Source organism: Streptomyces sp. bgisy027 (assembly GCF_057710365.1).
In genome coordinates this window covers 127,153-144,871 of record NZ_JBYIVZ010000015.1, presented here as the reverse complement: position 1 = coordinate 144,871, position 17,719 = coordinate 127,153, and the positions used below count along the sequence as shown (strand labels likewise).

Sequence of the window (17,719 nt, the reverse complement as noted above, 5' to 3'; positions counted from 1 at the left end):
CATGCGCACAGCGCGTCGTCTCGCCACCGTCCTGGCCGCCGCGGCCCTGATGGTCGGTGCCTTCACCACGCAGGCCGCCGCGGTCAGTATCGACATCGCCGGGCTGGTGGTCGAGACCCCGCAGGTCTGACGCACTCCATGGGGCCGGTCCCGGCGAACCAGGGCCGGCCCGCCCTCTCCTCCACCGAAAGGCTCTGAGGTCCCCATGCGTTTCGAGCGCACCGCCCGCAGCCGTACCGCCCTGTCCGTCGCCGCTCTCTCGGCGGCCGCGGCCCTGGTCACGGCCCTCGCGCCGGTGGCCGCCGCGGCACCCTCGCTGCCACTGCCGCTCCCGGCGGCCGGCGGGGAGCCCCTGATCACCGAGGGGCTCACCATCGAGGGACCGCTGATCAACAACGTCAGTCTGCCCACGCTGAAGTAGCGCGGCGCATCCGGTAGCTCTCGCCCTCGATCCGTACGAGCTCGGCGTGGTGGGCCAGCCGGTCCGCCATCGCCAGGGCCGAGGGGCCGCCGAAGACCTCGTCCCAGCGGGCGAGCGGACGGTCGCTGGTCACGATCAGCGAGGCCCGCTCGTAGCGGTGCGCGACCAGCTGGAAGAAGAGCGCGGCGGTCTCCGGGTCGAAGGGCGTGTAGCCGACCTCGTCGACGATCAGCAGGGCATGCGCGTCGAGCGCGGCCAGCTCCCGCGCGAGCCGTCCGGCGTCCCGGGCGGCGGCCAGCCGGGCCGCCCACTGCACGGCGCTCGCGAACAGCACCGAGTGCCCGGCCTGGCAGGCCCGCACCCCGAGCCCGACGGCGAGGTGCGTCTTGCCGGTGCCGGGCGGTCCCACGAAGACCACGTTGCGTCCGGCGGTGACGAAGTCCAGCTTTCCGAGCCGGGCGACGGCCTCCCGGTCGAAGGTGCGCGGATGCTCGGAGTCGAAGTCCTCCAGCAGCTTGCGGGCGGGGAACCCGGCGGCGCGCAGCCGCTCCTCCGCGCTCGGCTCGTCCTCGCGCGGGCCGGCCTGCGCCGGCACGAAGACCTTCGCGGCGGGCTCCTCGGGGCCGGGCTCGTGGTGGTGCGTCTGCTGATGGGCCCGCTCGGTGTGCGCGGCCATCGGCCCCGACATGTACGCCAGGATCGCCGCCGAGGCGATGAACGCCATGTGGATGACCGTGCCCCACATCAGCGAGTGGTGCGAGGTGCGGTGGACGTCCACGAACATCTGGAGCAGATGGACCGAGGAGATGCCCACGATGGCGGTGGCGAGCTTGACCTTCAGCACGTTGGAGTTGACGTGTGAGAGCCATTCGGGCTGGTCACGGTGGCCCTGGAGGCCGATGCGGGACACGAAGGTCTCGTAGCCGCCGACGATCACCATGATCAGCAGGTTCGCGATCATGACGACGTCGACGAGCTTGAGCACGGCGAGCATGACGTACGTCTCAGTGGCCTGCCCGGTCACACAGCGAAGAATTAAGGCCCAGAGTTCATTGAAGAATTTGTAGACGTACACCCCCTGCGCGGCCACGAGGCCGAAGTAGAGCGGCGCCTGCAACCAGCGGGTGGCAAACAGGGCGAATCCGAGGGTGGTGGTCGGAGGGGACGGTTCACGATCGATGGCCTGCACGTTCGGCATTCTTCGCAACCGCCGCCGTACAGGTGAAACCACACCACTCACAGGAATGAAAAGACATCCTGTAGGACTCCGCGGGACTCCTGCGGGGCTTGGGGAACGATCAGGCACACTGGACGTTTGGTCGAGTGGTGAGCGGAACGACGGACCCACGTGAACGGACCACTGATCATCCATGCGATCAGATGTGATGCACACACTAACGGACAGGTCCGAGCTGTGGAGCGGTTCACCTGGTCAACGTGGCTACGCAGACCTGCCAAGGAAGACCACCAACGTTGTCAAGGAGCGAACGGCAGGTCTGCCTTGGGAGAGGAACTGTGATCGCCAACCAAGCCATCGACCTTCTGATCCGTAGGATCGGGCAGGCGGTTGGACGGGAGCTCCGACTTCCTCCCAGCTGATCGCTGGTGGTCGTGTGCCGTGTGCAGATAAGGCCGATCGGCGGCGGCGCCGAGTGGGACGCCATGCCGGACAACGTGGAGCCGCCGAGTGCGCGGGAGGAACTGAGCGCACGTCTGGCCATCAAGAACCGCAACCGTCGGGCCGCGCTGTGATGCGCGTTATCGGCCAGTACGCGGGAGTCCTGTTCATCGTGGTGATCAGCGGCTCGTGCGGCCTGGTGATCGGCATGGCTCTCGCCATGGGCCAGTAGACGGGCCGCCCCGGACGGGCGCCAACCCCCAGCTTCCCCTTCCCCGTTCGGGGCCGGCCATCCAACCCACGCACCGACACACACAAGGAGCAGTCGCATGACGGCAACGGCGAACGATCAGAAGACCGGACGCGCGGTGGCTGGTGAGGAGCTGTTCGAGAGCCTCGCCCACTTCGTGGTCATCCACAACGGGCAGTCGCCCGACCGTGCCGAGCGGATCGCGGACCAGGCGGTGGCCTTTCTGGTCACGGCGGCCATCGCCACGGTTCCCATGGTCCCGTCGGATGACGTGGACCTCGGTCTGCACGCGCTCATCCTGCACACGAAGGAGTACGCGGAGCTGTGCGAGCGGTACGCGGGCCGCTTCCTGCACCACAACCCAAAGCCAGGCGGAGGGGCCCGCGCCCCTGAGAAGGTCGCCACCTCGGCACGCGCCATGAAGGCGGCCGGGTTCATGGTCTTCGACGACCTGTGGACCGTGGACGGCACGAACCTCGCGCAGTGCGACTCGGACTGCGGACGACCGTACGGACAGGCGTAGCACACGACAGCAGCGACGCGGCCGGCCTCGACTCGTGGTCGGCCGCGTTCGCCCGGAAGGAGAAGCGAGTTGCCCGGCTCACCCCCTGAACTGCCGATCGTGGTGCTCGACGCGCTCATGCCTACGGCTTGGCGCCTGGTCCTCAATCGTCGGGGATCCATGGTCTGGGAGGTGGAGGGCCCTCGGGGCCACCACGCCGTGAAAGTCGGCTATCCGATCGAGGCCACGGCCGACTGGCCCGCCCAGCCCTGGACTGCTCTTGCGCCTGCTCGCGAGGGTGTTGTGCTGTATCGCCTCGGCTTCGCCGACTTCGCGTACGGCGAGTGGGACCACGGGACATGGAACTTCCAGCCGTGGCGTGAGGGGCCGGACCTGTACCGACTGTGGGAGCCCTGCCGTAGGCCGGACTCCTCCATCGCACCGCACACCAGCGTGGCGTTGGGCTGCGTCGAGTCGCTGGCCGAACTCCACGCCAAGGGCTGGGCGCACGGTGACGTACAGCCCGCCCACTTCATCATCGGGCCGGAGTGGACGCACCTCATTGACCTTGCTCTTGCCCGAGGCGGCCACGTGCCCGAGGGGTACGACTTCCCGTTCCGCGGCTGCCTCGTCCACTACGAGGCACCGGAGATCGCACGCAGTGTGCTCGACACGGGAGAAGCCGAGCCGACGCAGGAAGCCGACGTGTACGCGCTCGGCGCCTCCCTGCTGATCTCCGCTACCGGTTGGCGGGCGATGGAGTACCCGGACGACGCTCCCCGCTCGGTGCAGAGAGAGGCCGTGGCGGACGGTCGGCGCCGGCTCGTGAAGGCGCCGGGTGAGCTGGGCGAGTTGATCGACGCCATGCTCAGCCACGCGCCAGGAGACCGACCCACCATCTCCGAGGTGGGCAAGGCACTGAGCTGATTCCGAAGCGCCGGTCCGTCGGCGCCTCTCACACGGCTACCGCCTTGTTGCAGAGACAGTCGAGTTCACAACCCGCGACGGTGCGGCGCTGTCGTATTGCCGCCCCTCTATCAAGGTCATCGGCCCTTGGCACAACCCCGACCAGCACGCCGCCCGACCTGAACACAGAAGAGCGGCGCCCCACCTCGTCCGTCCGGTGGGGGCGCCGCTGCGTGTGTCCGGTGACGTAGGCGTCAGCGCTGGCTGTCAGCCGCCTCGGTCTCCTGTTCGCTCTCCTTCGCCGCTGCCGCCCGCCGCATGTGCCCCTCCTCGCCGAAGTACACCGACAGACGCGACGTGTCCAGTTTCTTGCCGCCACGCCGCGCGGGTGCCACCTCCACGTAGCCGCCCGCGTTCAACAGCAAATCTCGCTTACCGGCCACGTCCGAGCGCTTCCACTGCTCGGCGTGCGTCTCTCCGGTCGGCTCCGCCTTCACGCCGCCCGGCTTCGCCGTTCGCTGCCTCTCCTTCAGGGACGCCAGACGCTCTTCCAGCTTGGCGTACTGCTCCGCGTACCGGATCGCTCCGTCGTCGCCCCTGAACAGGCCCCGGTCGTAGCGATCCTTTTGCAGGTCGGCCAACGCTTCCTCGGCCTGCCTGATCTGCGGCCGGAAGTCCTCGCCCGCCTCCTGGACCATCCGCATCACGGAAAGGTGCCCGTACTTCGCGAGGAAGTGCTCGGTGACGTGCTCCTCGGTGGTCACCCCGGCCACGGTCGGCCCGTAGCACTTCACGCCGTGCTTCTCCTCCCCCTTGGCCGCCCGCTGGCGGTACTTCAGAGGGCCGATGCACCGGTATCGAAGCTGACCGTTGCGCCCGCTGAAGGTGTACATGCGCTCGCCGCAGACTCCGCAGTGCATGATGCCGCGCAGCAGCGACGTCCCTTCCCTGCGCTTCTCGCCAGGGTTGGCCCGGCGCTCCAACTCGTCCTGGAGCGCCTGCCAGGTGTCCGTGTCGAGGATCGGCGGGCGATTGACCAGGGGAAGTCCGTCCGTCCGCAGGATCGGCTTTCCGTCCTCGATCACCTGGCCAAGCAACTGCGGATTGCCCAGCAGGCTACGCAGCGTCGTCGTGTACCACTGCTTGGAGTCGCTGCGCTTGCCGGTGGTCTGGCGTGACGTGTGGCCAGGCGAGGGGACGCCCTCCTTGTTGAGGTCGTTGATGATCTGCATGAGCGAGTCCTTGGCCAGAACCCGCTCCACGATCCGCTTGATCGTCTTGGCCTCGTCCTCGTTGACCGCAAGGACCTTGCCCGCCCCGCTCGGGTTGGGGACGACCATGTACCCGTACGGGACCCGACCGCCGGTGTAGCGGCCCTCGCGGCGCAGGTGCTCGTGCGCGCTGGACACCCGCATCCCGATGGTGTCGGACTCCAGCTCGGCGAAGACCGCGATCACCTTCGCCATGGCCCGGCCCATGGACGACGTGAGGTCGAGCGGCTCCGTCGCCGACGCGAGCGCAACGCTCTGGTGCTCGGCGAGTCGCATGATTTCCGCGAAGTCGACCGTCGAGCGCGCAAGCCGGTCGATCTTGAAGAACACGATCACGTCCAGCTCGGCGAGCCTGGTCAGGATGCGTTGCAGTCCCGGCCGGTCGAGCCCACGCGAGAAGCTCGAGACATCGATGTCTTCCTCGGCTGCCACGACCTCCCAGCCGCGTGCCTCGCACAACGCTTCACAGGCCGCGCGCTGGCGCTCGGGCGAAGTCGTCTCGTCGGTTTCGCGCGATAGGCGAACATAGATAGCGGCGCGCATCCCCGGCGCGCTGGCCGGGACGCCCTTCCGGCGTCGGGCACGGGGCATAGCCCGTGCTGTGACAGGCGTTGTTTCTGTCATGAGACGACCTTATCCCTGGAGGTATGTGTGTCCTGCCTAATCGTCCAGTCGGACAAGACCCTGCTCCTGGAGGTCGACCACGAGCAGGCCGACGCGTGCCGTCGGGCGATCGCGGCGTTCGCGGAGCTGGAGCGGGCTCCCGAGCACATCCACACCTACCGGGTCACGCCGCTGGGGCTGTGGAACGCGCGCGCCGCCGGGCACGACGCCGAGCAGGTCGTGGACGCGCTCGTGACGTACAGCCGCTACCCCGTGCCGCACGCGCTGCTGGTCGACATCGCCGACACGATGGACCGCTACGGCCGCCTCACGCTCTCCAAGCACCCCACGCACGGCCTCGTCCTGACCTCCACCGACCGGCCGGTGCTGGAGGAGGTGCTGCGCTCGAAGCGGATCGCGCCGCTCGTCGGGGCGCGCATCGACCCGGACACCGTGGCCGTGCACCCCTCCGAGCGCGGGCAGATCAAGCAGACGCTGCTGAAGCTGGGCTGGCCCGCCGAGGACCTCGCCGGGTACGTCGACGGCGAGGCGCACCCGATCGAGCTGAACGAGGACGGCTGGGCGCTGCGGCCCTACCAGAAGCAGGCCGTGGAGAACTTCTGGCACGGCGGCAGCGGCGTGGTCGTCCTGCCCTGCGGCGCGGGCAAGACCCTCGTCGGCGCCGGGTCCATGGCGCAGGCGAAGTCGACCACGCTCATCCTCGTCACGAACACCGTCTCGGCCCGGCAGTGGAAGCACGAGCTGGTGAAGCGCACGTCGCTCACCGAGGAGGAGATCGGCGAGTACAGCGGGACACGCAAGGAGATCCGGCCCGTCACCATCGCCACGTACCAGGTGCTGACGACGAAGCGGAAGGGTGTCTATCCGCACCTGGAGCTCTTCGACTCCCGCGACTGGGGCCTCATCCTCTACGACGAGGTGCACCTGCTGCCGGCGCCCGTCTTCAAGTTCACCGCCGATCTCCAGGCCCGCCGCCGGCTCGGCCTGACCGCGACCCTGGTCCGCGAGGACGGCCGTGAGTCGGACGTGTTCTCCCTCATCGGCCCGAAGCGGTTCGACGCGCCGTGGAAGGAGATCGAGGCGCAGGGGTACATCGCGCCCGCCGACTGCGTCGAGGTGCGCGTCAACCTCACCGAGTCCGAGCGGCTGGCGTACGCCACCGCCGAGCAGGAGGAGAAGTACCGCTTCTGCGCGACGACCGACACCAAGCGGAAGGTCACCGAGGCCCTCGTCCGCCGGTTCGCGGGGCAGCAGATCCTGGTCATCGGCCAGTACATCGACCAGCTCGACGAGCTGGGGGAGCATCTGAACGCCCCCGTGATCAAGGGCGAGACGTCCAACGCCCAGCGCGAGAAGCTCTTCGACGCCTTCCGTGAGGGCGAGATCAGCGTCCTGGTGGTGTCCAAGGTCGCGAACTTCTCGATCGACCTGCCGGAGGCCACGGTCGCGATCCAGGTCTCGGGCACCTTCGGCTCGCGCCAGGAGGAGGCACAGCGTCTCGGCCGCGTCCTGCGTCCCAAGGCCGACGGCCATCAGGCGCACTTCTACTCGGTGGTCGCCCGCGACACGATCGACCAGGACTTCGCGGCCCATCGCCAGCGCTTCCTGGCGGAACAGGGCTATGCGTACCGGATCGTGGACGCCGACGAGATTCTCGCGGAGGGATAGCGGGCCGGGACGGGCGCCGCCGGACGGTCGCTTGATGCGGACGGTCACTTCCGGCGACGGTCACATCCGGCGACGGTCACATCCGGCGACAGTCACGTCCGGCGGACGGTCACATCCGGCGACAGTCACATCCGGCGGACGGTCGCATCCGGCGACGGTCACATCCGGCGGACGGTCACATCCGGCGACGGTCACATCCGGCGACAGTCACGTCCGGCGGACGGTCACATCCGGCGACAGTCACATCCGGCGGACGGTCACTTACGGCGGACGCCCGCTTCCTCTCCGTACTCTCCGAGGACGATCACGTCGAAGGCCGCGCCTGCGAACACCCTGACGGCGCGCAGGGCTTCGCCGAGGCGATGACGGTGGCTCCCCTGGAGCGCGGTCGCTCCGCGGGGGCCCGCGGGGGCTGGGTGAATGGTTGCTGCGCTCATGTCTTCCATGATGCGTTCGCGGGCATAAAGGCCGCATCGGCCTGCGGACCGAAGCCGCACACCGTCCGCGTACGTCTTGGGACGGACCGCGTACCCCCAAGGAGGAGGCCGCGTCCCCTAGGGGGCGGACCATGCGTACGGGGTTCGGAGGGGCCGGTAATTCATTGGCGTCCGGCTCGCGCGCTCACCTAAAATCTCCGCTCTTGCCCGCCTCCGTTCACGGAGTGCTGCCGACCGGACGGAAACCGGCCGGCTCTCTCACCCACCACGCAGGTCCTCCGGAGGCACCCCCTTGTCCACGCCCGTCGACGACCCCCTGGATCCGCTGTCCCGAGAGCGCTCCCACCTCGCCGGTTCCCGCGCCGCCCTGCGCGCCATGCGGGAGGACGTCGAGTCGCTCGACATCAGCGACGTCACCGCGAACTGGGTCAACGCCGAGGTCCTGACCCGCCAGATCGACGAGCGCATCAAGGCGCTGGCCGACCTCAGCGACACCCCGCTGTTCTTCGGCCGCCTCGACTACCTGCACGCACCCGGTGCCGAGCAGGCCGAGGGGGCCGAGGGCGAGCGCTTCTACATCGGGCGCCGGCATGTGCACGATGCCGAGGGCGACCCGATGGTCATCGACTGGCGGGCGCCGGTGTCACAGCCGTTCTACCGGGCGTCCAAGAAGGACCCGTTGGACATCGGGCTGCGCCGCCGCTTCGGATACACCGGCGGCGATCTCACGGCGTACGAGGACGAGCACCTCTCCGGCCCCGCGGCTGTGACACTGTCCGGCTCCGCCGGGGAGGCCCGCACCAGCAAGCTGCTCCAGCAGGAGATCGAGCGTCCGCGAGTCGGCCCGATGCGCGACATCGTGGCGACGATCCAGCCCGAGCAGGACGAGATCGTACGGTCCGGGCTCGGCGGGACCGTGTGCGTGCAGGGCGGCCCGGGGACCGGGAAGACGGCGGTCGGCCTGCACCGGGTCGCCTATCTCCTCTACGCCCACCGCGAGCGGCTCGCCCGCACCGGCACCCTCGTCATCGGGCCGAACAAGTCCTTCCTGCACTACATCGAACAGGTGCTCCCGGCGCTCGGTGAGTTGACGGTCCGCCAGGCCACGGTCGACGACCTGGTCGCCCATGTCGAGGTGCGCGGCGCTGACGACGCGACGGCCGCCGTCATCAAGGGGGACGCGCGGATGGCGGAGGTACTGCGGCGCGCCGTCCATGCGCATGTGAGCATGCCGACGGAGCCGGTCGTCGTCGTACGGGGATCTCGGCGGTGGCGGGTCCCGGCATACGAACTCGAACAGATTGTGCGGGAGTTGCTGGACCGGGGCATCCGGTACGGCGCCGCCCGCGAGGCCCTTCCGCAGCGCATCGCGCACGCCGTGCTGGTGCAGATGGAGCGGTCGGGTGAGGCGCCGGACGACCGGGTGCAGGACTCGGTGGCCCGCAACAGTGCGGTGAAGGCGGCCGTGAAGGCGATCTGGCCGCCGGTGGACCCGGCGAAGCTGGTGCTGCGGCTGCTGTCGGACGGGGATTTCCTCGCCGAGCACGCCGCCGGGATCCTCTCCGAGGACGAGCGGAAGGCGATCCTGTGGGCGAAGCCGGTGCGGTCGGTGAAGTCCGCGAAGTGGTCGGCGGCGGACGCGGTGCTGATCGACGAGGTGAACGACCTCGTGTCCCGGACGGCCTCGCTCGGCCATGTCGTCCTCGACGAGGCGCAGGACCTCTCCCCCATGCAGTACCGGGCGGTGGGGCGCCGCTGCACGACCGGTTCGGCGACGATCCTCGGCGATCTGGCGCAGGGTACGACGCCGTGGGCGACGCGCAGTTGGGACGAGGCGCTGGCGCACCTCGGGAAGTCGGAGGGGGTCATCGAGGAGCTGACGGCCGGGTTCCGCGTCCCGACGGACGTGATCGCGTACGCGTCCCGTCTTCTCCCGCACATCGCGCCGGGGCTGGCGCCGGTGGCGTCGATCCGTGAGAACCCCGGGTTCTTCGAGGTCCGCGAGGTCTCGGGGGCGGCCGAAGTGGTCGCCGCCTGCGGGGAGTTGCTGCGCCAGGAGGGGTCGATCGGTCTGATCGCCGCGGACGCGCGGATTCCGGCGCTGTCGGAGGCGCTGGCCGAGGCGGGCCTCACGTACCTCGCCCCCGGCGAGGAGACGACCCGGCAGACCCGGCTGACCCTGGTCCCCGCGTCCCTCGCGAAGGGCCTGGAGTACGACTACGTCCTCCTGGACGAGCCCCAGGCGGTGGTGGACGGCGAGCCGGACGAGCGGACGGGGCTGCGACGGTTGTATGTCGCGCTGACGAGGGCGGTGTCGGGGTTGGTCGTGGTGCATGGGGCGGGGTTGCCGGTGCAGTTGGGGTGACGGGGGGTGGGGGGGGCGGGTGCGGGGCGTTGTCGGGTGCGGGTGGTGGTCGGGTGCGGGTGAGTGGGGGCTGATCGCGCAGTTCCCCGCGCCCCTGAGGGGGTTGCCCGGCCCTCGGCTGATTGGCTGGGCTTGCCCGGGCTGGCCGTGCGCGGTTCCCCGCGCCCCTGAGGGGGTTGCCCGGCCCTCGGTTGATTGGCTGGGCTTGCGAAGGCTCCCCTGAGGGGGTTGTGGCCTGGCCCGGTCGACCAGCCCTCCAGCGCAGTCCTTCCCCTCTACTCGACGCCGTCCAGTACCGCTCGCCACTCCGCCACCGCCGTTACCGATACCGGGCCGTCCCAGCCGTCCGGCCTGGCGGCGCCGCCGATGTGGAAGGCGTCGATGCCGGCGTTCAGGAGGGTCGGGACGTGGTCGAGGCGCAGGCCGCCGCCGACCAGGATCCGCTGCTCGTACCCGGGCTCACCGCCCCTGGCCGCCTCGGCGAGCAGGGTGGGCAGACCGTCGTCCACGCCCTCGGCCGCGCCGGCCGAAAGGTAGGTGTCCAGTCCCGGCATCCCGTCCAACTGCTTGCGCAGGGCGTCCCGGTCGGCGGCACGGTCGATCGCACGGTGGAAAGTCCACCGGCACCCGTCCAGTACCCCCACGACCCGCTCTACGGCCTCCAGATCGACCCCGCCGTCGGCATCGAGGAACCCCAGCACGAACTGGTCGGCCCCGGCATCCCGCATGGCGTGCGCCGTCCGCACCACCCGCTCGACGTCCCCCACCGCGAACCCGTCCGCCAGCCGGAGCATCACGCGCAGGTCGATGTCGACGGCGGCACGGATGCCGGCGAACGTCTCCACCGGCGGGGTCAGCCCGTCGGCCGCCATGTCGGTGACCAGTTCGAGCCGATCCGCACCTCCGGCCTGGGCGGCGACCGCGTCCTCCACTCCGAGGGCGATCACCTCCAGGACTGCACGCTTGCTCATGGGACCCCATTCCTCGGCATTAGACGACGCTGAAGGTCTAGCCCAAACAGGTCTAGTCCAATCCCACCCTACGCCCCGAACAATCACCCGACGGCCCTGCACCGCCTCCAAAGGGGCGCGGGGAACCGCGCACGGCCGGCCCTGGCAAGTTCGAGCAATCGACCGACGGCTTTACAACCCCCTGAGGGGCGCGAGGAACCGCGCACGGCCGGCCCGGGCAAGCCCAGCCAATCAGGCCGAGGGCCGGGCAACCCCCTCAGGGGCGCGGGGAACTGCGCGATCAGCCCCCACTCACCCGCACCCGACCACCACCCGCACCCGACCACCACCCATCCACCCGCGCCCACCCGAACACGCCCCCCACCACCCCCGACCCACCACAATGACCCCATGCCCGACCTCGACACAGACGCCCTCCGCGCCCGCTTCACCCGCACCCTCGACGCGGCCCGCTCCCCCCTCACCACCCCCGACCCCACCCCCTACGCCGACAGCCTCCTGGTCCGCTGGCAGGAACCCCAGCGCCGGTACCACACCCTCACCCACCTCACCGCCGTCCTCGACCGCGTCGACGAACTGGCCGGGCACGCCGACGACCCGGACGTCGTACGTCTCGCCGCCTGGTTCCACGACGCCGTCTACCTCCCCGACCGCTCGGAGAACGAGGAACGCTCCGCCCGGCTCGCCGAACGCGCGCTCGCCGAGGCCCGCGTCCCCGCGGACCGCACCGCCGAGGTCGCCCGGCTCGTGCGCCTCACCGTCACCCACGACCCCGCGCCGGACGACCGCGACGGCCAGGTCCTGTGCGACGCCGACCTCGCGATCCTCGCCGCGCCGCCCTCCGCGTACGCCGCCTACACGGCCGCCGTCCGCGAGGAGTACCACTTCGTCCCGAACGACGCCTTCCGCGAGGGCCGTGCCGCGATCCTGCGACAGCTCCTGGATCTGCCCAGCCTGTTCCGCACCCCGCACGGCAGGACGAAGTGGGAGGCCACGGCCCGCTACAACCTCGCCGGCGAGCTGGAAATGCTGTCGCCCTGACCGGCCGTGGCCCGTAGCCTGCCGCACATGCGACACATGGGCGGGGAACGCGTGACCGAGGCCGTGACCGACGCCGTGACCGACGCCGTGGCGGTGCTCCGCACGGCGGCGGACCGGGACTGGGCCGGGGTGAAGGCCGGACGGCTGGACTGGACCTGCCGGTACACGGCCGAGCACATCTGCAGTGATCTCATCGCGTACGCGGGGCAGTTGGCCGGACGGGCGCAGAGCGCGTACGTCCCGTTCGAGATCACGCTCGACGAGGGCACCGACAACGAGGGCCTGCTGCACGTCATCGAGACGACCGGCGCCCTGTTCACGGCCACGATCCGCACCACGCCCCACGAGGTCCGCGCCTTCCACCCGTACCCGTTCCGCAGCGCGAACCGCGAGGGCTTCGCCGCGATGGGGATCGCCGAGGTGCTGCTGCACACGCACGACATCGCCGAGGGCCTGGGGCTGGCGTACGAACCACCCGCCGAACTCCCCGAGTTCGTCCTCACCACGATCTTCCCGCACGTCCGCCCCGGCCCCGACCACTGGCGCACCCTGCTGTGGGCCACCGGCCGCGGCGACCTCCCGGGCCGTGCCCCCGTCACCGAGTGGCGCTGGAACAACAACCTCGTCCTCCCCACCGACCGCCTCACCCTCCAGGGCGTCACCCCCGCCGCCGCCACCGACCTGCACACCGGCGGCGACGGCGGCTTCGAGTGGGTCGACGGCGGCCCCTTCCAGGGCACGCGGGACGCCGCGGGCACGGTGGTGAAGGCGTACGGGGAGGGAGTGCACCGGCCCGAGTGGGGACTGTTCGTTCTCGTACGGCGGGAGGACGGCCGCGCGATCGGCGGCATGGGCTTCCACGGTGTGCCCGACGAGGACGGCCACGCCGAAGTGGGCTACGACCTCACCGAGGCCGCCCGCGGCCAGGGCTACGCGACCGAGGCCCTGCGCGCCCTGTCCGACCACGCTCTGTCCGACCACGCCCTGTCGGGCGACGAGGTACACGCGCTCATCGCGGCCGTCCACGAGGACAACGCCCCCTCGCAGGGCGTCGCCACCCGCGCGGGCTATGTCCGGGCGAGCGTCGAGGAGGAGCGCACGGCCTACGAGGAACGGGACATGGACCGCGAGCTCAGGCTCTACGTCCGCCGGAGCACCCGACGGCAGAGGCGGTGACCCAGGTCACATTTCTTCCGGTCACAACCAGCCGGACCCCTCCGTCATAGCTGTGTAACCACCCACAACGGCTACCAGCAACGGCTGAGGAGTTCACCATGAGCGCACGTCTGAACGCCCTTGAGATCCCGACCGTCGGCAAGTTCGTGAAGCACATCGCCTCCGCCGGCAAGGTGATCCACGACTCGTCACTGCCTGCCGCGACGGCGAACATGGTGACCCTGCGCGCCAGCCAGATCAACGGCTGCGGTTTCTGCACCGACATGCACTTCAAGGACGCCGTCGCCGCCGGCGAGGACACCGTCCGTCTCAATCTCGTCGCCGCCTGGCGGGAGGCCACCGTCTTCACCGAGGCCGAACGCGCCGCGCTGGACCTCACGGAGGCGGGCACCCGTATCGCCGACGCGGCCGGCGGCGTACCGGACGACGTCTGGGAGAACGCCGCCAAGCACTACGACGAGGAACAGCTCGGCGCGCTGGTGTCCCTGATCGCGCTGATCAACGCCTTCAACCGGATGAACGTCATCGTCCAGCAGCCGGCCGGCTCCTACCAGCCCGGCCAGTTCGCCTAGCGGGCCCCGGCCGAGGACGCACGGACCGAGGGGGCGTCAGCCCAGGCCCGTCCCTTCGGCCTCCGCAGCCCCGCCGCCTGCAACAACCGCACCACCTCACGGCTGCTGACCTCCACCGCGCCGGCGCGCACCGCGTCGGCGTACCGGTGCGAGGGGATGTCGTAGTGGTCCCGCTCGAACGCGCGGCGCGGCACACCCAACTCCTCGGCGAACGTGTGCAGTTCGTCGTACGAGACGTCGCTGACGAGGTGCGACCACATCCGGCCGTGCCCCGGCCAGGTGGGCGGGTCGATATAGATCACGAGGCCGGCGTCCCGCCCCCGGCGACCGGCCCCAGCGAGCCCACCGCCGCGACCTTCACGCCCGCCTGGTGGCACACCCAGTGCGGATCGGGCCCCAGTTCCGGCTCGACCTCCAGCGCGTGCGGGTCACCGCCGGAGCACACCGGACAGAGCGGCCAGCGCCCGTAGCGGTCCAGCAGCGCGTCCTGTACGTCCTGGGCGACCAGCCCCGCCACGTACTCCACGCCGTCCGGCCACTGCTCCACCCACCAGCGCCGCTGTACGACCGACTCCTCGACCAGTGACACGACGTCCGCCTCGGCCACCTCGCCCGCGACCAGGTCGGCGAGCACGAGGGCGCGGGCGGTGTGCAGCGCCTGTTCCAGCGGAGTGACGGGTTCCATGCTCCTATTGTGCGCACTCTTGACCACGGACCGGTCTGAAAATACCTTTCAATTGTGCCTCATGAAGTGAAGGAAACTTTCGACCGCGCTCCCGCGCCCGCCGCCCTCGCGGCCAAGGTCCGCACGCTCGCCCCGTCGATGACCCGCTCCATGCAGCGCGTCGCCGAAGCGGTCGCGAACGACCCGGCGGGCTGCGCGGCCCTCACGGTCACCGGCCTCGCCGAACTCACCGGCACCAGCGAGGCCACGGTCGTGCGCACCGCCCGTCTCCTCGGCTACCCCGGCTACCGCGACCTGCGCCTGGCCCTGGCGGGCCTCGCCGCCCAGCAGCAGTCGGGCCGCGCCCCGGCCATCACGACCGACATCGCGGTGGACGACCCCATCGCGGACGTCGTCGCCAAGCTCGCCTACGACGAGCAGCAGACCCTCGCCGACACGGCCGCCGGGCTCGACACGGTCCAGCTGGGCGCGGCGGTGTCGGCCGCCGCCGCGGCCCGCCGGATCGACGTGTACGGCGTCGGGGCCTCGGGTCTTGTCGCGCAGGATCTGGCGCAGAAGCTGCTGAGGATAGGTCTGATAGCCCACGCGCACAGCGATCCGCATCTCGCCGTGACGAACGCGGTGCAGCTGCGCGCCGGTGACGTGGCCATCGCCATCACGCACTCCGGGTCCACCGGTGACGTCATCGAGCCGTTGCGGGTCGCCTTCGAGCACGGGGCGACGACCGTCGCGATCACCGGGCGGCCGGACGGGGCGGTGACTCAGTACGCCGACCACATCCTCACGACGTCGACGGCCCGGGAGAGCGAGTTGCGGCCCGCCGCGATGTCGTCCCGGACCAGTCAACTGCTCGTCGTGGACTGCCTGTTCGTGGGGGTCGCCCAGCGGACGTACGACACGGCGGCGCCGGCGCTGGCGGCGTCCTACGAGGCACTGGCACATCGCCACCGTCGTTAGACCGTGGAACCTTCGGTCGTGGGTCTTCCGCGGGTCCGTCGTGGCCGGTCGCGCCCGCGCGGCGGGAGCCGCACATTGAACACAGCCCCGCGCCCCCGAAAGGTCGGACAGGACACCGCACATCAGAAAGAGCCGTCTGCTCATGACCTCTGCACCCACCCCCCGCAACCTCCGCGCCGAGTTGGACACCCTGACCACCGAGGCGTTCCGGCCCGAGCTCGCCGAGATCGATCAGCTGCCCACCCTCGACATCGCCCGGCTCATGAACGGCGAGGACGCCTCCGTACCGGCCGCCGTCGCCTCGCGGCTGCCCGAGATCGCCGCGGCCATCGACGCCGTCTCCGAGCGCATGGCACGCGGCGGGCGGCTCGTCTACGCCGGTGCCGGTACCGCCGGCCGCCTCGGGGTCCTCGACGCCTCCGAGTGCCCGCCCACCTTCAACACCGACCCCACCGAGGTCGTCGGCCTCATCGCGGGCGGCCCGGAGGCGATGGTCACCTCGATCGAGGGCGCCGAGGACTCCAAGGACCTGGCCCGCACCGACCTCGACGCCCTGGTGCTCACGCCCGACGACACGGTGGTCGGCATCTCCGCCTCCGGCCGCACCCCGTACGCCGTCGGCGCCGTCGAACACGCCCGCCGGCAGGGCGCGTTGACCATCGGCCTGTCCTGCAACCCGGACAGCGCACTCGGCGCGGCGGCCGAGCACGGCATCGAGGTCGTCGTGGGCCCGGAGCTGCTGACCGGCTCGACCCGGCTGAAGGCCGGCACCGCCCAGAAGCTCGTGCTGAACATGCTGTCGACGATCACGATGATCCGGCTCGGCAAGACCTACGGGAACCTCATGGTCGACGTCCGCGCCTCCAACGACAAGCTCCGCGCCCGCTCCCGCCGCATCGTCGCCCTCGCCACCGGCGCGACCGACCCCGACATCGAACGGGCCCTGACGGAGGCGGGCGGCGAGGTGAAGACGGCCATCCTGATCCTTCTCGCCGACACGGACGGACCCACCGCGACCCGGCTCCTGACCGACTCCGACGGCCATCTGCGAGCGGCTCTCAAATCCGCGGGGGAATGACCGACTCCGCTGTTAGCGTGGCCGCATGACGGCATCGGAGACGTTCCTCGTCGGCGGCGACCTGGAAGTACGACGGCTCGGGTTCGGGGCGATGCGTCTGCGGCCGGAGTCCCCCGAGGACCGTGCCGCGTGCATCGCGGTCGCCCGGCGGGCCGTGGAACTCGGCGTCACGCTGATCGACACGGCGCACATGTACGGCTGGGGTGCCAACGAGGATCTCCTCGCCGAGGCCCTGCACCCCTACCCGGACGGCCTCGCCATCGCCACGAAGGTCGGGTTCCGGCAGACCGCCACCGACGAGGGCTGGCGGTACGCCGGCGCCCCCGACGAACTGCGCGAACAGGTCGACGAGGCCCTGCGCCGCCTCCGCCTCGACCGGATCGACCTGCTCCAGCTGCACCGCCTCGACCCCGCTGTCCCCCCGGCCGATCAGCTCGGCGCCCTGCGCGACCTGCGCGACGAGGGCAAGATCGCCCGGATCGGTCTCTCCGAGGTGAACGAGGCCGAACTCGCCGCTGCCCGCGCCGTCGTGGACATCGCCAGTGTCCAGAACCGGTACAACCTCCTCGACCGCGAGCACGAGCCCGTCCTCAAGGCGTGCGAGGAGGCGGGCATCGCCTTCCTGCCCTGGCGTCCGGTGGCGGCCGGCGCCTCGGGAGCGCAGTCGGAGGAGATCGCCACGATCGCGAAGGAACTCGACGCGACCCCGACCCAGGTCGCCATCGCCTGGCTCCTCGCCCACTCACCGGTGATCGTCCCGATCCCCGGCACGTCGAGCATCGCGCACCTGGAGGAGAACCTCCGCGCGACCGCCGTACACCTCGGCCAGGACCAGTACGACCGCCTAACGCGGTAGTCTCCCGGCCCGGTTGACCCGCCGGACCCGTTCCAGCAGCTCGTCCTTGGTCGGCGCCGGCGCCACCGGTTCCCCGCGCAACACCGCCACCGGCCGCTCCGCCGTGCGCACATTGCACCGCCCCAACTGCACCAGGGCGAACGGCTCCTTGCCGGCGCCGGTCCCCGGGTCCACGCACAGGGACGGCAACACGACTCCCACACCCCCGAGGGCCTCCCTCAGCAACGCCACGACTTCTTCGCCGGCGCGAGGCGTCCCCGCAGAGGCCGGCGCGAGGCGTCCCCGCAGAGGCCGGTGGGTGCTGGGGCCCGGACCGGACTC

20 protein-coding genes are annotated in these 17,719 nt (G+C 70.6%); 13 read left to right on the top strand and 7 right to left on the bottom strand.

Annotated elements, in window-relative coordinates; genetic code table 11:
- The first annotated feature begins 1 nt into the window (after position 1).
- Entirely contained in the window at positions 2-130 is a 129-nt protein-coding gene (locus tag AC3ETA_RS17800) for a hypothetical protein (protein WP_432193868.1), read from the top strand.
- 75 nt (positions 131-205) lie between these two features.
- On the top strand, positions 206-421 hold the full coding sequence (locus AC3ETA_RS17795; protein ID WP_432193867.1) for a hypothetical protein: 216 nt from the start codon (positions 206-208) through the stop codon (positions 419-421).
- On the opposite strand, the gene istB is transcribed toward AC3ETA_RS17795, so the two are convergent.
- Positions 399-1,619, bottom strand: a complete 1,221-nt coding sequence (istB, locus tag AC3ETA_RS17790) for an IS21-like element helper ATPase IstB (protein ID WP_432193866.1) — start codon at positions 1,617-1,619, stop codon at positions 399-401. The genes AC3ETA_RS17795 and istB overlap by 23 nt on opposite strands.
- A gap of 422 nt (positions 1,620-2,041) precedes the next feature.
- Between istB and AC3ETA_RS17785 the strand changes: the two genes are divergently transcribed.
- From AC3ETA_RS17785 to AC3ETA_RS17775, 3 genes are all read left to right on the top strand, one after another.
- The gene (locus tag AC3ETA_RS17785; protein WP_432193907.1) at positions 2,042-2,173 is read left to right on the top strand and encodes a hypothetical protein; all 132 of its coding nucleotides are present in this window, start codon (positions 2,042-2,044) and stop codon (positions 2,171-2,173) included.
- 195 nt (positions 2,174-2,368) lie between these two features.
- Positions 2,369-2,812: a glycine-rich domain-containing protein gene (locus tag AC3ETA_RS17780; RefSeq protein WP_432193865.1), complete on the top strand. Its 444-nt coding sequence runs from the start codon at positions 2,369-2,371 to the stop codon at positions 2,810-2,812.
- 69 nt (positions 2,813-2,881) lie between these two features.
- Positions 2,882-3,718, top strand: coding sequence for a serine/threonine-protein kinase (locus tag AC3ETA_RS17775; protein WP_432193864.1), 837 nt, complete (start codon positions 2,882-2,884; stop codon positions 3,716-3,718).
- Between the two features lie 233 nt (positions 3,719-3,951).
- Here the strand turns inward: AC3ETA_RS17775 and AC3ETA_RS17770 are convergent, their stop codons facing one another.
- Positions 3,952-5,511: a recombinase family protein gene (locus tag AC3ETA_RS17770; protein ID WP_432193863.1), complete on the bottom strand. Its 1,560-nt coding sequence runs from the start codon at positions 5,509-5,511 to the stop codon at positions 3,952-3,954.
- Between the two features lie 108 nt (positions 5,512-5,619).
- Here AC3ETA_RS17770 and AC3ETA_RS17765 point away from each other — a divergent pair, with 108 nt between their 5' ends.
- Positions 5,620-7,260 carry a DNA repair helicase XPB gene (locus tag AC3ETA_RS17765; RefSeq protein WP_432193862.1) on the top strand — a complete coding sequence of 547 codons (1,641 nt, stop codon included), beginning with the start codon at positions 5,620-5,622 and terminating at the stop codon, positions 7,258-7,260.
- A 257-nt stretch (positions 7,261-7,517) separates the two neighbouring features.
- Here the strand turns inward: AC3ETA_RS17765 and AC3ETA_RS17760 are convergent, their stop codons facing one another.
- Complete coding sequence (locus AC3ETA_RS17760) at positions 7,518-7,697, bottom strand: hypothetical protein (RefSeq protein WP_393522794.1); 180 nt, start codon at positions 7,695-7,697, stop codon at positions 7,518-7,520.
- A gap of 292 nt (positions 7,698-7,989) precedes the next feature.
- Between AC3ETA_RS17760 and AC3ETA_RS17755 the strand changes: the two genes are divergently transcribed.
- The gene (locus tag AC3ETA_RS17755) at positions 7,990-10,062 is read left to right on the top strand and encodes a HelD family protein (protein ID WP_432193861.1); all 2,073 of its coding nucleotides are present in this window, start codon (positions 7,990-7,992) and stop codon (positions 10,060-10,062) included.
- 275 nt (positions 10,063-10,337) lie between these two features.
- On the opposite strand, the gene AC3ETA_RS17750 is transcribed toward AC3ETA_RS17755, so the two are convergent.
- A complete protein-coding gene (locus AC3ETA_RS17750) occupies positions 10,338-11,033 on the bottom strand; it encodes a copper homeostasis protein CutC (RefSeq protein ID WP_432193860.1) in 696 nt (231 codons plus the stop codon).
- A 390-nt stretch (positions 11,034-11,423) separates the two neighbouring features.
- On the opposite strand from AC3ETA_RS17750, the gene AC3ETA_RS17745 reads away from it, so the two are divergent.
- From AC3ETA_RS17745 to AC3ETA_RS17735, 3 genes are all read left to right on the top strand, one after another.
- Entirely contained in the window at positions 11,424-12,074 is a 651-nt protein-coding gene (locus AC3ETA_RS17745; RefSeq protein ID WP_432193859.1) for an HD domain-containing protein, read from the top strand.
- Between the two features lie 27 nt (positions 12,075-12,101).
- Entirely contained in the window at positions 12,102-13,250 is a 1,149-nt protein-coding gene (locus AC3ETA_RS17740; RefSeq protein WP_432193858.1) for a GNAT family N-acetyltransferase, read from the top strand.
- Positions 13,251-13,348: 98 nt separating this feature from the next.
- Positions 13,349-13,822: a carboxymuconolactone decarboxylase family protein gene (locus AC3ETA_RS17735; protein ID WP_432193857.1), complete on the top strand. Its 474-nt coding sequence runs from the start codon at positions 13,349-13,351 to the stop codon at positions 13,820-13,822.
- On the opposite strand, the gene AC3ETA_RS17730 is transcribed toward AC3ETA_RS17735, so the two are convergent.
- Together AC3ETA_RS17730 and AC3ETA_RS17725 are read right to left on the bottom strand one after the other, a co-directional pair.
- Positions 13,819-14,124, bottom strand: coding sequence for a DUF4031 domain-containing protein (locus AC3ETA_RS17730; RefSeq protein ID WP_432193856.1), 306 nt, complete (start codon positions 14,122-14,124; stop codon positions 13,819-13,821). The two genes, AC3ETA_RS17735 and AC3ETA_RS17730, sit on opposite strands and share 4 nt — an antisense overlap.
- Positions 14,121-14,507, bottom strand: coding sequence for a hypothetical protein (locus AC3ETA_RS17725; RefSeq protein ID WP_432193855.1), 387 nt, complete (start codon positions 14,505-14,507; stop codon positions 14,121-14,123). Before AC3ETA_RS17725 ends, AC3ETA_RS17730 begins: the two co-directional genes overlap by 4 nt.
- 54 nt (positions 14,508-14,561) lie before the next feature.
- Between AC3ETA_RS17725 and AC3ETA_RS17720 the strand changes: the two genes are divergently transcribed.
- From AC3ETA_RS17720 to AC3ETA_RS17710, 3 genes are all read left to right on the top strand, one after another.
- Positions 14,562-15,464, top strand: a complete 903-nt coding sequence (locus AC3ETA_RS17720; RefSeq protein ID WP_432193854.1) for a MurR/RpiR family transcriptional regulator — start codon at positions 14,562-14,564, stop codon at positions 15,462-15,464.
- Positions 15,465-15,606: 142 nt separating this feature from the next.
- Complete coding sequence (gene murQ, locus AC3ETA_RS17715; protein WP_432193853.1) at positions 15,607-16,542, top strand: N-acetylmuramic acid 6-phosphate etherase; 936 nt, start codon at positions 15,607-15,609, stop codon at positions 16,540-16,542.
- Between the two features lie 25 nt (positions 16,543-16,567).
- Positions 16,568-17,398, top strand: a complete 831-nt coding sequence (locus tag AC3ETA_RS17710) for an aldo/keto reductase (protein WP_432193852.1) — start codon at positions 16,568-16,570, stop codon at positions 17,396-17,398.
- Here AC3ETA_RS17710 and AC3ETA_RS17705 read toward each other — a convergent pair.
- Positions 17,387-17,629, bottom strand: a complete 243-nt coding sequence (locus AC3ETA_RS17705) for a hypothetical protein (protein WP_432193851.1) — start codon at positions 17,627-17,629, stop codon at positions 17,387-17,389. The genes AC3ETA_RS17710 and AC3ETA_RS17705 overlap by 12 nt on opposite strands.
- Between the last annotated feature and the right edge of the window lie 90 nt (positions 17,630-17,719).